11 protein-coding genes are annotated in these 15,475 nt (G+C 48.1%); 7 read left to right on the top strand and 4 right to left on the bottom strand.

Annotated features, from left to right (window positions below):
* Positions 1–170: 170 nt before the first annotated feature.
* From gltA to M2137_RS10345, 4 genes are all read right to left on the bottom strand, one after another.
* Positions 171–1,634 (bottom strand): NADPH-dependent glutamate synthase, encoded by a 1,464-nt coding sequence (gltA, locus tag M2137_RS10330; RefSeq protein WP_280766360.1) that lies wholly within the window; start codon positions 1,632–1,634, stop codon positions 171–173.
* A 116-nt stretch (positions 1,635–1,750) separates the two neighbouring features.
* Positions 1,751–2,551, bottom strand: a complete 801-nt coding sequence (locus M2137_RS10335; RefSeq protein WP_280766361.1) for a sulfide/dihydroorotate dehydrogenase-like FAD/NAD-binding protein — start codon at positions 2,549–2,551, stop codon at positions 1,751–1,753.
* Positions 2,552–2,644: 93 nt separating this feature from the next.
* Positions 2,645–3,028 carry a co-chaperone GroES family protein gene (locus M2137_RS10340; protein WP_280766362.1) on the bottom strand — a complete coding sequence of 128 codons (384 nt, stop codon included), beginning with the start codon at positions 3,026–3,028 and terminating at the stop codon, positions 2,645–2,647.
* A gap of 76 nt (positions 3,029–3,104) precedes the next feature.
* Positions 3,105–4,328 (bottom strand): hypothetical protein, encoded by a 1,224-nt coding sequence (locus tag M2137_RS10345; RefSeq protein WP_280766363.1) that lies wholly within the window; start codon positions 4,326–4,328, stop codon positions 3,105–3,107.
* Between the two features lie 149 nt (positions 4,329–4,477).
* Here M2137_RS10345 and M2137_RS10350 point away from each other — a divergent pair, with 149 nt between their 5' ends.
* From M2137_RS10350 to M2137_RS10380, 7 genes are all read left to right on the top strand, one after another.
* A complete protein-coding gene (locus M2137_RS10350) occupies positions 4,478–5,839 on the top strand; it encodes a TrpB-like pyridoxal phosphate-dependent enzyme (RefSeq protein WP_280766364.1) in 1,362 nt (453 codons plus the stop codon).
* 430 nt (positions 5,840–6,269) lie between these two features.
* Positions 6,270–7,016, top strand: a complete 747-nt coding sequence (gpmA, locus tag M2137_RS10355; RefSeq protein ID WP_280766365.1) for a 2,3-diphosphoglycerate-dependent phosphoglycerate mutase — start codon at positions 6,270–6,272, stop codon at positions 7,014–7,016.
* A 137-nt stretch (positions 7,017–7,153) separates the two neighbouring features.
* Positions 7,154–8,314 (top strand): NAD(P) transhydrogenase subunit alpha, encoded by a 1,161-nt coding sequence (locus M2137_RS10360; RefSeq protein ID WP_280766366.1) that lies wholly within the window; start codon positions 7,154–7,156, stop codon positions 8,312–8,314.
* A gap of 4 nt (positions 8,315–8,318) precedes the next feature.
* A complete protein-coding gene (locus M2137_RS10365; protein ID WP_280766367.1) occupies positions 8,319–8,630 on the top strand; it encodes an NAD(P) transhydrogenase subunit alpha in 312 nt (103 codons plus the stop codon).
* Complete coding sequence (locus tag M2137_RS10370) at positions 8,630–10,612, top strand: NAD(P)(+) transhydrogenase (Re/Si-specific) subunit beta (RefSeq protein ID WP_280766404.1); 1,983 nt, start codon at positions 8,630–8,632, stop codon at positions 10,610–10,612. Before M2137_RS10365 ends, M2137_RS10370 begins: the two co-directional genes overlap by 1 nt.
* A 628-nt stretch (positions 10,613–11,240) precedes the next feature.
* Entirely contained in the window at positions 11,241–12,932 is a 1,692-nt protein-coding gene (locus M2137_RS10375; protein WP_280766368.1) for a glycoside hydrolase family 43 protein, read from the top strand.
* A 21-nt stretch (positions 12,933–12,953) separates the two neighbouring features.
* A complete protein-coding gene (locus tag M2137_RS10380; protein WP_280766369.1) occupies positions 12,954–15,452 on the top strand; it encodes a glycosyl hydrolase 115 family protein in 2,499 nt (832 codons plus the stop codon).
* Positions 15,453–15,475 lie beyond the last annotated feature (23 nt).

Genomic DNA, 15,475 nt, shown 5'->3' on the forward strand with positions numbered 1-15,475 from the left:
CGATGCGCCTCGACAGTACTGTCGAAGCGCATGGACAGAACTGTCGAAGGGCATGGACAGTACTGTCGAGGCGCATCGACGATAGAATTCTCCGTATGGTTGATATATAAAACAAAAGCGCATCGACAAAACTGCCGATGCGCTTCATTTATGGTATGTTAGATTGTTTTTTATTGCTGTAACCGGGCATGCATGGCAGCTGCCGCTTTGCGCCCGTCGCCCATGGCCAGGATAACGGTGGCTCCTCCGCGTACGATATCCCCTCCGGCATACACATCGGGCAGAGCCGATTGCATGGTTTCCTGATCGACGATGATCGTGCCCCACTTACTAACCTCCAGTCCGCTGAATGCGCTTGGGATAAGCGGGTTGGGAGATACGCCTACGCTGACGATCACCTCATCCACCTCGATGGTCTCGATCGCTCCTTCGATAGGCACGGGTCGACGGCGTCCGGAGGCATCCGGTTCGCCCAGTTCCATCTTTTGCAGACGCATTTGTGTGACCCGTCCTGATTCATTTCCGATATACTCGATCGGGTTATGCAAGGTCATGAATTCGATTCCCTCTTCCTTCGCATGTTTCACCTCTTCCAGACGCGCGGGCATCTCTTCTTCGCTGCGGCGATAGATGATCATCGAGCGCTCGGCTCCCAAACGGCGGGCGGTGCGTACCGAGTCCATAGCGGTGTTGCCACCACCGATCACCGCCACATGTTTGCCCATCAATACCGGGGTATCGCTTTCCGGGTTGGCGGCATCCATCAGGTTCACGCGGGTGAGGTATTCGTTCGAAGACATCACGCCTACCAGGTTTTCACCCGGAATATTCATAAAGTTAGGTAAACCCGCTCCGCTGGCCACGAAGATTCCTTTGAATCCCTCTTCGTGCAGATCTTCGTAGCTGATTGTCTTGCCTACAATGCAGTTATTAATAAATTTCACTCCCATCTGGCGCAGTCCGTTGATCTCCACATCGACAATGCTGTTGGGCAGACGAAACTCGGGAATACCATATTTCAATACGCCACCAATCTCGTGCAAGGCTTCGAACACCGTCACGTCGTATCCCAATTTCACCATATCACCGGCAAACGACAGCCCGGCAGGGCCTGAGCCGACAACGGCGATTTTGATTCCGTTAGCCGGAGCAATTTCCGGAACGGATATCTGTCCGCTTTCGCGTTCATAATCAGCCGCAAAGCGCTCCAGGTAACCGATGGCTACCGCCTCTTTGTTCATTTTCAGGTGGATGCATTGTGCCTCGCATTGTTTTTCCTGCGGACACACACGGCCACAGACAGCCGGAAGCGCACTGGTTTCTTTCAGTGTTTTGGCAGCCGACAGGAAATCCCCTTTCTCCATGTATTTAATAAAGGTAGGGATATTGATGTTGACGGGGCAACCCTGCATACAGGTCGGGTTGGCACAGTCGAGGCAACGTCCGGCCTCTTGCATGGCCTGTTCCGCGGTAAGCCCCAGGTTTACCTCTTCGTTACGCACCCGGCTACGGTATACCGGATCGAGTTCGTTCATGTGTACGCGGGGAATATCCGCACGTTCTTTATTTTTCTTGCTCTTACGCAGTTCTTCTCTCCAGGGTTCGTTGCGGCGAGCTGTAATTAAATTGTCCATAAATAGAATTGATAATTGATAATTGATAATTGATAATGGATAATGAGATGCCAACATCAATATCTTGTTAGTATAATCGGTTGTTTAGGAGGGAAATATCAATTGACAATTATCAATTATCCATTTTTCTCCTGCTCTCTATATGCGCCCAGGCGCATAATCATCTCGTCAAAGTCTACCTGATGTGCGTCGAACTCAGGGCCGTCCACGCAAACGAATTTCGTTTTGCCCCCAACGGTTACGCGGCAGGCGCCGCACATACCGGTTCCGTCTACCATGATGGTGTTCAGGGAAGAGACGGTGGGGATTTCATATCTCTTGGTGAGTGCAGCAACAAACTTCATCATAATGGCCGGGCCGATCGTTACGCAAAGGTCGACCTGCTCGCGTTTGATCACGCTTTCTACGCCGTCGGTCACCAGTCCCTTCGTGCCATACGAGCCGTCGTCGGTCATGATAATCACTTCGTCCGAATTGGCTTTCATCTGTTCTTCCAGGATGATCAAGTCTTTGGTGCGGGCAGCCAGTACAACAATTACCCGGTTGCCGGCTTGGTGGAAGGCCTCTACGATGGGCAATAATGGCGCTACACCGACACCACCACCGGCACATACCACCGTTCCTACCTTTTCAACATGTGTGGCCTGTCCGAGCGGACCGACCAGGTCTGTTATTTCATCGCCCACATTCAATGCACAAATCTTTTGGGACGATTTGCCTACCTGTTGGATTACCAGGGTGATCGTTCCCTTTTCTTTGTCGGCACCTGCAATGGTCAACGGGATACGTTCGCCTTTTTCTCCTACTTTTACGATTACAAAATGGCCGGCTTTGCGAGAGCGGGCAATCATTGGCGCTTCTACTTCGAGTTTGACTACGTTAGCAGAGAATTGCTCTTTACTTACGACTTTGTTCATTAAAATATACTGATTGATAGTTTGTTTTGCTTTGCGGTTGCAAAAATATATTAAAAAACTTGATTTCGAAATGTTTTGACGTTTAAAGGACGTTTATTTGAACAATTCATCATCCCGGATAAGCATCAGGATGGCGGAGTGCGGAACGATCAGATATTTCTCATCATTGAAGATAATTTCATACGCAGCATTCTGCAGATAAACAGCCAGGTCGCCTTCATGCGCCTGCAGCGGCAGGTAATGTACCTCCTCTTCTTTCTTTTTCCAGACTTCATGTTCTTCTACTTGCGAGGGTAGGGGATAGCCTGGGCCTGCTTTGATGATATAGCCAGCCTGAATGCGTTCGCCCTCCTGCACCGAGGGTGGCAGGTAGAGTCCCGACTTGGTGTGTGTTTGTGGATTTTTGGGTTTAATCAGTACCTTATCTCCAATCATAAGGAACTTCTCAATGTCTTTCTGGTCGATCGATAATTGCATCTTATTGGATATTATGGTTCGCCAGCAAATTTATGGAAAATCGGCTGAACAGGACATTCTTTTGAAGAGTTTGTTTTCAGAAGGTATAAACCAAAAGCCCTAATGCACGGTGGTTGCTGACCGAATGAGTATCGAGTACCTTCCCGGTTTTGGCTTCCACACTGCCATAGTAGGCTGTCGACAGGCAATATTCAATCCCCAATTTCCAATAACCCAAATTGTAGGAGATGCTGGGGTTGATCATAAACAACTGATCGATATCCAGCCCTTTTCCATAGAGCGGAGAGGACGCGATCAGAGACTTGGTGGTGCCCAAGTTCTTGGAGTATCCGACAAAGAGACCTGCCTTCCACTTCGCGCCATAGGTGAAGTTCACCCAGGAGGTGGAACGGCGGAAAGGGGTGTATGTCTGCTCACCAGTTCTTGAATCGCTGGCATGCACACCGTAGCCTCCCAGCATGGCCGAGTGGTCGGTCATTGAACCCAAGAGTGATTTGGCTGCAAACGTAAAGAGGTCTTTACTATATTTCAGATGCGCCTCGGCGGTTACGCCTGTCACCCGTTCGTCTACCTTATATATATGTCCTTCTTTGGTGGAGGCGGTGCGTGGCTTCAGCGAGATCAGATGCGCACCTACACCCACCAGCCAGTGTTGTGAAGTGTGGTCGGCACCGACATACACCTCCGGAATACAACTGTTTTTGATATAATCTTCACTGGCGCCTGCCGGGCCGGCTGAGAGGTATTGTAGTTGCCAGATGGTAGCAGCCGTGAGTTTCACACTGTTTACCTTATGCTGCAGGCGCAACATCGGGCTGCGGTTGAACGGATTGAACGGCGCGCCGGAGGAGAGATTCAACACATCGGGCATGACAGCGCCGGAGAGCGGATGCCAGGTTTGCCCGATCAATAACTGACTCTTCTCCCAATCCAGGGCAACATAGGCCTGGCGGATGCGTAGCATGGTCGTGCTGGGAGAGAATCCTCCGAAGTCGGTTTCTATCTTGGCAGAGGTGAGGGCTTTGCCTAAACGGGGACCCGTCAGGTCGATACCCAGGCGGGTGGTGAAGGTATAGAAGCTGCCATTGGGTGTGGCGTTCAGATCTTCTCCATTGGCATCTTTCTGTATATCGAGCGGATACATATAGAAGTTTCCATCCACAGGAGCTACATTCGCCCGGCTATTATAGAAGATATCGCCGCGTACAAAACCGTAAAACTTATAGGAGAAACCTTCTTTTTGCGCCCACGCAGGAGCCATGATCGACAGGCATAAGAGAAAGAAGAAAAAGCGTTTCATAACAGAGTCATTTATTGGTTTATGGATCAGAGCGCAAAGGTATATATTTTTAATCACTGTATGGCAGTATGAAATATTATTTGTTCCTTTGCTGGCAATTTGTAAGGCAATTGGCCTAAATTCGATAAAATAATCAGATATTACGCATTATGAATAGAAAAAAGTTTTTATTGGAGGAGAAAGATATACCAACCGCCTGGTATAATATTATCACAGATATGGAGAACAAACCTCTGCCTCCATTGAATCCTCAGACCAAACAACCTCTTAAACCGGAAGACCTGTATCCTATCTTTGCCGAAGAATTGGCACAGCAGGAACTGAACTATACCGATCGTTGGATTGAAATACCTGAAGAGGTACGCGACCTATATAAAAACTACCGTCCGACTCCGCTGGTACGTGCGTACGGATTGGAGAAAGCGCTCGATACGCCCGCGCATATCTATTTTAAGAATGAAAGCGTAAGCCCGATCGGATCCCATAAACTGAACTCCGCTATTGCGCAGGCCTATTTCTGCAAGAAGCAGGGAGTCACCAATATCACAACAGAAACAGGCGCCGGCCAATGGGGTGCAGCGCTTTCGTATGCCGCCAAAGCCTTTGGGTTGGAACTGGCGGTATATATGGTGAAGATCAGTTATCACCAAAAGCCCTATCGTCGTTCCATTATGCAGACCTTCGGTGCGCAGGTGATTGCCTCACCCAGTATGAGTACCAAAGCGGGACGTAGAATACTGACCGACAACCCTAATTACCAGGGCAGCCTGGGGACTGCCATCTCAGAAGCGGTTGAATTGGCGATGCAAACCCCGAATTGTAAATATACCTTGGGTAGCGTATTGAACCATGTGATGTTGCATCAGACAGTTATTGGGCTGGAAGCTGAAAAGCAAATGGAGATGGCCGGGGAATACCCCGACGTGGTGATCGGCTGCTTTGGTGGAGGTTCCAACTTCTCCGGTATCGCCTTCCCGTTCCTGCGCCATAAATTGACCGAAGGAAAAGATATCCGTATCGTGGCGGCCGAACCGGCTTCCTGCCCGAAGCTGACACGCGGCGTATTCCAATATGACTTTGGCGATGAGGCAGGCTACACGCCCCTGTTGCCAATGTTTACATTGGGTCATAACTTCTCGCCTGCGCATATCCATGCCGGCGGACTGCGCTATCACGGTGCCGGATCGATTGTGAGCCAGATCATGAAAGACGGACTGATGGAAGCAGTTGATATCAAACAGCTCGACACATTCGAAGCGGCCAGTCTGTTTGCTGCCACCGAAGGCATTATTCCAGCACCCGAGTCTTCGCATGCCATCGCCGCCGCTATCAAAGAGGCGCAACAGGCCAAAGAAGAGGGTAAACAACGCACGATTCTTTTCAATCTTTCCGGCCATGGCTTGATCGATATGGCGGCTTACGACCAGTATATCTCCGGCGACCTGACCAATTACAACCTGACCGACGAAGAGTTAAACAAGAGCCTCTCCGTGTTAGAACCGATCATTTAGTTTGATTTTCCGGAATAGAGAAAGAACATTCCACAAACAACTTTATAAAGTAGAATCCCCGTTGCACAAGCAGCAGGGATTCTTTTTTTGAATTATGGTACAAATAGTAGGGGTAATTTGACCATAGTTTCAGCGTTTGAGTTAAGGTTCTTTTCGAATTGCTTGGTTACGTGTGATACGTATAATTGAGTTTTTGTGTTTTTTGATGATGCAAATTACGTCATCTTTTTTTTAGCACGCAAAAAATGGAATGACAAAATGCTACTTTTACCCTATGTTTTAACATTTATTCGCTATACTTTTGTTCTATTTTTAAGTGTTATTATTACATTTTATAAGCAAAAAGTTACAAATGCTTTTGAAAAACAAGATTTAACCATTGCCTCACCTTGCTTGTTATATAAATAGGTATAACTAAAAAGGAAAACAGATGAAAAAGATTGTTTTGTTGCGTCATGGCGAAAGCACCTGGAACAAAGAGAACCGGTTTACCGGATGGACAGATGTAGATTTAACCCCCAAAGGGATCGAAGAGGCCGGTAAGGCGGGTGAATATTTGAAAGGGGAGGGTTTTGCCTTCGAAAAAGCCTATACCTCCTACCTGAAACGGGCGGTTAAGACATTGAATGTAGTGCTCGATAAACTGGATCAGGACTGGATACCGGTAGAAAAGAACTGGCGTCTGAATGAAAAGCATTACGGCGACCTACAGGGATTGAACAAAAGCGAAACAGCCGAAAGATATGGCGATGAGCAGGTGTTGATTTGGCGCCGTAGCTTCGATGTAGCTCCTCATCCGATAGCTGAAGATGATCCGCGCAATCCGCGGTTCGAGGCGCGTTACGCGGAAATACCCGATAACGAATTGCCACGTACGGAATCGTTGAAAGATACAATCAACCGCATCCTCCCCTACTGGAAAGAGGTGATCTTCCCGAATCTAAAAACGGCAGACCAATTATTGGTCGTAGCACATGGAAACAGCTTGCGCGGTATTATCAAGTACCTGAAAAACATATCTGATCAGGATATTATCAACCTGAACCTGCCGACAGCCGTGCCTTATGTGTTCGAATTCGACGATCAGCTGAATCCGGTGAAAGATTATTTCTTAGGCGATCCCGAAGAGATCAAAAAACTGATGGACGCCGTAGCCAACCAGGGGAAGAAGAAATAAAAATAGGTAAACAGGAAAAGATATTTGTATTTATTACTACATTTGGAGCATTTTGTAACCAATATGATGTAGGAGTACACATTTTTGGCGCAAAAAAGACTTAAATCATATATAAATCATTCAAAAACACTATCATTATGATTATTGGCATTCCAAAAGAGATTATGCCTGGTGAAGCCCGTATAGCCGCCAGCCCGGAGACAGTAAAGAAGTTTATCGCCGATGGCGCAACAGTTCTGGTTGAACACAAAGCCGGAGAAGGTTCCTTCTATTTCGATGAAGCCTATAAAGCGGCCGGTGCAGAGATCATTGTTTCTGCCGAAGAGATTTTCAACAAAGCAGACCTGATCCTGAAAGTAAAAGAACCGCTCTTCAACAACGAGTTCAACAAACACGAAGTGGATCTGATGCATCCGGGACAGTATCTGATTACATTTATACACCCGGCCTCGCCCGTCAACCATGAGATGGTGCGCCAATTAGCCGACAGGGGCGTGATCAGCATGACCTTAGACGGTATTCCACGTATTTCACGCGCTCAGAATATGGATGCGCTGACATCGATGAGCACCTGTGCCGGATACAAAGGTATGCTTCTGGCTGCCAACGCCATGTCGAAGTTTATGCCTCCTATGTTCACAGCGGTAGGTTCTATTCAACCCGCCAAGGTATTGGTGATTGGTGTGGGTGTAGGCGGTTTGCAGGCTTTGGCTACGGCCAAACGACTGGGCGCCGTTACTTACGCGACAGATATTCGTCCGGCAGCCATCGAACAGGCACAGAGCCTGGGCGCTAAGGTGGTTGACATGGGAATACCTGCCGAGATGGCGATAGCCGAAGGGGGTTATGCCAAGGATCTGCCCGAAGAATGGCTGATCAAAGAACGCGCGAAGCTGCGTGAAGTATTGAAAGATATGGATGTGGTGTTCTTAAGTGCGTTGGTTCCGGGCAAGATTGCTCCTGTATTGATTACGGAGGAGATGGTCAAAGAGATGCCAAACGGCTCGGTGATTGTCGATATCTCGATCGACCAGGGCGGTAACTGCGACATCACGCCTGCAGGGAAAACAGAAGTAAAACATGGTGTTACATTGATAGGTATTAAGAATATTCCGGGTATGCTGCCGACCAGCTCGACCTGGATGTTCTCTAACAATGTGTACAATCTGGTGAAATACCTGGTAAAAGACGGAAAGATCGAATTAGACAGATCAGACGAAATCGTAGACTCTATCTTAGTGACTATCGACGGTAAAGTAGTACATACAGGGGCTTTGGAAGCCATGAATAAACAGTAAGACAATGAATCCGATATTTCTGGTACTGATATTTATCGTATCCTCCATCGTTGGTTATTTCATTATCAAGAATGTGCCGAGCCTATTGCATACGCCCCTGATGACAGGGATGAATGCGCTGGCCGGCGTCTGCCTGTTGGGCGCGGTGATCACTGTCGGATATTCGTATCAGGCGGGAGGAACAGGGCTCGTAATCGGGCAGATATTCGGTGGAATAGCGGTCGTTCTGGCAACCGTGAATGTGGTGGCCGGCTTTGGTGTGACCCACCGTATGCTCAAGATGTTTAATCCCAAGAAAAAAACGACTGACAAATGATGACGGAAACATTCTATTATATTGTTTGTGTAGTTCTTTCGCTCCTCTCTCTATTGGGGATATCCATGATGAGCAAAGTCTCCTCTTCGGTTCGTGGCAACCTGTTATTATCGTTCTGTCTGTTGGCGGGAACGGTGGTGACCCTGTGGTATTACCAAATTTTCGAAGTCGGGACAATCTACGCGTTTATACTGATCGGTAGCCTTATCGGGGCTGTCCTGGCCTATAAGGTGCAGATGATACAGATGCCACAGACCGTGGCCATGCTGAACGGACTGGGCGGACTGGCCGGTGCTGTGGTGGGCGCTTTGACGCTTATCAACATTGGCGTAAAACCTTCCGACTACCCGCTGTTTGTCAACGTAACAGCCACATTGGCTATTGTGGTTGGTATGGTTACCTTTGTCGGTAGTATGGTGGCGGCAGGTAAACTGCACCGGTTACTTTCCCAGAAGCCTATTATCTGGAAAAACCATCAGTTGATCACCATTCTATTGATGATTGGCTCCATCGCTTCGGTTGTTTTTGCCTTCTTCATCGGCCAAGATATGGGCATCCTGTCGAATATCTATTTCATCATGGCGGCAGCCGTGGTGTTCGGTTCGTTTTTCGGCTTGGCATTTGCCATCCGGGTAGGCGGCGCTGATATGCCGATCACCATCTCCCTGTTGACCTCCCTTGCCGGGATAGCGGCCGCGATTGCCGGTATGGCGATCGGCGACCTGTTGGTAGTTTCCATCGGAGGTATCGTCGGTTCATCGGGACTGCTTCTGACACAGATCATGTGCCGGGCTATGAACCGGAGCCTGGCGGTTATCCTGATGGGGAAAACATCGGTAGATCCTGCGCCTGGAAACAATGAGAAGCCTATTGAAACAGCAACGGAAAGCGCCACACCGGAACCACAACCTCAAGAGACCTCGCCCGGCGAGCGGCTGAGATCGGCCGAAAGGGTGATCATTGTTCCCGGTTATGGTATGGCCTTGGCACAGGCGCAACACCAGGTTCGCCAGCTGGCCGACGCGTTGGAAGCACGGGGCACAGAGGTTAGATACGCCATTCATCCGGTGGCCGGACGTATGCCGGGGCATATGAATGTATTGCTGGCGGAAGCCGATGTGGCCTACGACCAACTGTATGAAATGGACAATATCAATGATGACTTCAAAGATACAGATGTGGTGGTGGTGATCGGAGCCAATGATGTACTGAACCCGGCGGCTCGCGACGCGGAAGGAACTCCGATCTATGGCATGCCGGTATTGAATGTAGACGAGGCCAAATACATCATCATCTGCAACTTCGACCGGAAACCGGGCTACGCAGGCGTTCCCAATCCGTTGTATGATATGAAAGAGAAGGTAGCGTTGATACTTGGTGATGCCAAAGAATCATTAACACAGGTGATGCGCGAGATGAACACGCAGAAGAGCGATGCCCCCGCTGCCGAGCCACAACAGACGACAGGCATTAATACCGGAGAGGTACTGAAATCGGCCAAACGGGCGATTATTGTTCCGGGCTACGGCATGGCCTTGGCACAGGCGCAACACCAGGTTCGCCAGCTCGCCAACGCACTCGAATCACAGGGCACGGAGGTTAGATACGCCATTCATCCGGTGGCCGGACGTATGCCGGGACATATGAATGTATTGCTGGCAGAAGCCGATGTGGCCTACGACCAGTTGTATGAGATGGATAATATCAACGATGACTTCAAAGATACGGATCTGGTCGTGGTGATCGGAGCCAACGATGTATTGAACCCGGCTGCTCATGATGCGAAAGACACCCCTATTTATGGGATGCCCGTATTGAATGTAGAGCAGGCGAAACATATCATCATCTGTAACTTCGACCGCAAACCGGGTTATGCCGGCGTGCCGAATCCGCTGTATGATATGGAGGATAAAGTAACCATGATGCTGGGTGATGCCAAAGAGTCATTATCCGAGTTATTAAACATATTACAAAACGCCTAACATACGTTTAATATAAAGAAAGAGGCTGTCTGAAATGTATCAGGCAGCCTCTTTTTTGTTTTGAGGGCTGAGCCCCTGCAAAAGAAGTCAATCTACCGTGCTTTTTCTGCACGCCAAAATTCCCAAATGTTAAAATATCGATTGTAAGCAAAAATGCCGTTTTGCTTACAAATTTATACGTTAAAAAGTGTTTCTCCCGGGAGTTTGCAAAAATACTCCCGCTTTTTTGCGCGCAAAGTCCCGCGGAAATTACAAATCGTAAATTAGGGGTTTCTGAACAAGTAGGGATGTAAACATAAATTAACAATCACGGATCGCTCTGTAACTATTCATGCAGGAATGCATTGAAGTGATTGTATGTTACAAAAATTTGCGCATGGGATACAAGCTGCGGGATGCCAATAGAAAAGAGAAAGAAAGACAGGTGATTAGGCTTGGTATTATGTTTTGTGCCGGCTGTTCCAACAGGGCGTCGTAGATCGTGCATGTAACATACGTCATGGTTTATGTAACACATTTTGCAAAAATGTAACATACGCAAAAAGATGCGTATCTAATAATGAATACTCTTTCTTTTCTTGTTTTTACCTTTGCTGAATACTAATGAATGTATAAAAATGTGATTACCATGAAAAGTGCCACACAAATATCTTTGTGCCTTATATTTTTGTCAGTGTTCTTCATTGTCTCTTGCGAGCCGGCCATAAAAGAAGAGCCTGTCGCTTATTACGATTACTTTACCTATACGGGTCATGACGATTTTTATGAAAAGAATCCGTTGACCGGAAAAGATCAGTTCTATAATCCGATACTTCCCGGTTGGTATTCCGACCCAAGCATATGCACGAATGGAGAGGATTACTTCTTAGTGACCTCCTCTTTCGCCTATTTTCCGGGTGTACCCATTTTTCACAGCAAAGACCTGGTGAACTGGAAGCAGATCGGCCATGTATTAGACAGACCGTCCCAGCTGACAAGAATGGAAGGACGAGGTATCAGCAGAGGTATCTTTGCACCTGCCATCGAATATAATCCGCACAACCAAACGTATTACATGATAACCACTAATGTTTCTGCCGGAAATTTCTTTGTGAAGACAAAGGATCCTTTCGGCTCTTGGTCGGATCCAATCCCTCTGCCTGAGGTAGGGGGGATTGATCCCTCCTTTTTCTTCGACGACGACGGCCGTGCGTATATCGTCAACAACGACGGGATGGATGGGAAAGAATTGTATGAAGGACATCGTTCGATCCGGGTACGCGAGTTCGACGTAGTGAACGACAAAACCATTGGTCCCTGGAAAATGCTTGTAAACGGAGGTGTAAATTTGGCAGAAAAACCAATATGGATCGAAGGGCCACATTTATATAAAATAAACGGCAAATACTACCTGATGGCTGCCGAAGGGGGCACAAGCGAACAACATTCGGAAGTTATTTTCATGGGTGATAGCCCGATGGGCGAATTCAAACCCTGGAATAAGAATCCGATTCTTACCCAAAGACATCTGCCGGGCGATCGTCCGAACCCAATCACCTGTGCGGGTCATGCCGACCTGATACAAACCAAAGAGGGCGACTGGTGGGCCGTGTTTCTGGCATGCCGTCCGATCAACAATCAGTTTGAAAACCTGGGACGCGAAACCTTCCTGATGCCTGTGCGCTGGAGCGACGACGGATTTCCTTATATGACACGCGACGAAGAACTGATCCCTATGATCTCACAACGAAAAGGGGTTGAAAGGGGAGAAGAGGTTACTTTTGGTAATTTCACCTGGAAAGATGAGTTCGATACCAATCAATTAGGTATGGAATGGCTAACTCTGCGAACACCGGCAACCGATCTGTATTCGTTTGAGAAACGTCCCGGACAACTGGCGTTGGAGTGCTCACCGGTCAAGGCGGCAGAGATGAAAACACCTGCTTATATTGGTCGCCGGATGCAACATCATCAATTCACCTGTGAAACCCGTATGCAGTTTCATCCGGAGAATGAAAAGCAGAAAGCAGGTATGTTATTATTCAAGGATGAGGCACACCATTATTTCTTTGCTTTGCAAAAAACAGCCGGCGGCTATTCGGTTTCTCTGATACAGACAAGCGATTCGGGTGAAAAAACACTGGCGGAAACACCGGTTAAGAAGGGAAAATTCCTTGATATGAAGGTTGTATCGACAGGTCTTCAATATGCCTTCTATTATGCTACCCAAGAGGGCAAATGGGAACTGTTGACCGATCAGGTAGATGCCAGCTACCTCTCGACAGCAACTGCCGGCGGATTCACCGGGTCGCTCATTGGAATGTATGCTACAAGTGAATAAAATGCAATAACAATGCTATCCATGAAAAAAATAAAATTGATTTTAGTAGCCTTATGCCTCTTACCCATCAGTTTGATGGCGCAAGTCAGTTCCTTTGTTTTCCCTGAAGATAAGGGAGATTGTTTTCCATTGACCAGATCATCTGTAACAATTCCTATATATATCGACCCGGCAGAAGACCCGGGCATACTTCGCGCGGCCGATAATCTGAAAATGGATATCAACGCCGTAACAGGTCAGGCACCTTCTTTAAACAAAAACACAACACCTTCGGGTGAAAGAAACGTATTAATAGGAACAATAGGAAAAAGTGAACTGATCGATCAGTTAGTCAAAGAGGGAAAGATCGATGAGCAACAGCTAAAAGGAAAAAGAGAGAAATTTTTGATCCAGACCGTTGCCAACCCCCTGCCGGGCGTAAAGGAGGCATTGGTTATTGCCGGCAGCGACAAACGGGGAACTATCTATGGTATTTATGAACTATCCGCCCAAATTGGTGTATCGCCCTGGTACTATTGGGCCGATGTTCCCGTGAAAAAGCAGACCGATCTCTATGTAAAAAAAGGAACCTATACGGATGGTGAACCGGCTGTTCGTTTTCGTGGGATTTTCTTGAACGACGAAGCGCCTGCCCTTAGCGGCTGGTCGGCTGAAACGTTTGGCGGATTCAACAGCCAATTCTATGAAAAAGTATTCGAACTGATTCTTCGTCTGAAAGGAAATTTCCTGTGGCCGGCTATGTGGGGCAGTGCCTTGTATGACGACGATCCCCTGAGTGGGGCGTTGGCCGACGAGATGGGTATCGTGCTCGGCACCTCTCATCACGAACCGCTGGGTCGCGCCCATGTGGAGTGGCAACGCTATGGAAAGGGAGCCTGGGACTACAGTAAAAACCCGAAAGAGCTGACGCAATTCTGGACCGAAGGCATGGAGCGGATGAAAGACTATGAGACAGTGGTTACCATAGCGATGCGCGGCGATGGCGACGAAGCCATGAGCAAAGATACCAATGTGGCTCTGTTGGAGAAAATAGTAAAAGATCAACGCAAGATTATCGCCAAGGTAACCGGCAAGAAAGCCTCGGAAACTCCCCAGGTATGGGCTTTATACAAAGAGGTGCAGGATTATTATGACGAAGGAATGCGTGTGCCTGATGATGTGACCCTATTGCTTTGCGACGACAACTGGGGGAATGTGCGCAAGCTCCCTGAACTGACTGCGAAACCTCGCAAAGGCGGATATGGTATGTATTACCATTTCGACTACGTGGGTGGTCCGCGTAACTATAAGTGGCTGAACGTATCGCAGGTTCCCCGTATCTGGGAACAGATGAATCTGGCCTATCGCTACGGTGTGAAGGAGTTGTGGGTGGTCAATGTGGGCGACCTGAAACCGATGGAATACCCGATACAGTTCTTCTTAGATATGGCGTGGGATCCCGACCGCTTCAATGAAAACAACCTGTTCCAGCACACGGTCGATTTCTGTGCCCGTCAGTTTGGAGAGGAATATGCCGAAGAGGCGGCGCGGCTGATCAATCTATATACCAAATACAACCGTCGCGTTACACCGGAATTATTGAATGCGCGTACATACAACCTGCATAATTACAATGAATTCGAAAGGGTAACCCAGGAGTACAAAGAATTGTTGCTCGATGCCATGAAATTGAACTACCTATTGCCCGAAGAGGCACGCGACGCTTTCGATCAGTTGGTGCTTTTCCCGATACACGCTTGTGCAAACCTGTATGAAATGTATTATGCCGTTGCTAAAAACCAGGATCTGGCTGCCAAGAACGATGTGGAAGCCAACAGCTGGGCGGACAAGGTAAAAGCCTGTTACGAACGCGATTCCCTTCTGACGATCCATTACCATACGGTGATTGCCGACGGGAAATGGAACCACATGATGTCGCAGACACATATCGGATATACCTATTGGCAGCAACCGCCGTTCCAGGTCATGCCGAAGGTGCAATATGTGCCTGAAAAAAAGATCCTGTCGGTTCCGGTATTTATTGAAAAAGACAAGTATGTATCGATCGAAGCTGCGAACTATTCACGGGCGATGCAACCCGGCGATGTTTCCTGGATCACTATTCCCGACCTGGGGAAAACTGTTTCGGCGGTAACGACTACACCGGTAACAGCCTTCCCGGATGCGGAGACCTACCTGGAATACGATATCGAATTTGCCTCGAGCGGGGAGGCCAAGGTGACGGTTTACGTAGCACCGACATTGAACTTTAATGGAAACCGGGGATTGAAATATGCCCTTTCCATCGGTGGTGGCGAAGAGCAGATCGTCAATTTCAATGGCCATTACAAAGGAGAATTAGGTCGCTGGCAGGCAGAGAGTATTGTAAAAACAGCTACGACGCTTCAGGTACCAGGGGCGGGTGTATATACCCTGCGCTTCCGGGCGTTGGATCCGGGCATTGTCCTGCAGAAGATCGTGGTCGACTTGGGAGGTGTCAAGCCCTCTTACCTGGGACCTCCTCAAAGTGAAACAAAATAAAACAGATATTACTGAACTAAATG

It is taken from the genome of Parabacteroides sp. PFB2-10, from assembly GCF_029893085.1.
Taxonomy (GTDB): Bacteria; Bacteroidota; Bacteroidia; order Bacteroidales; family Tannerellaceae; genus QVMG01.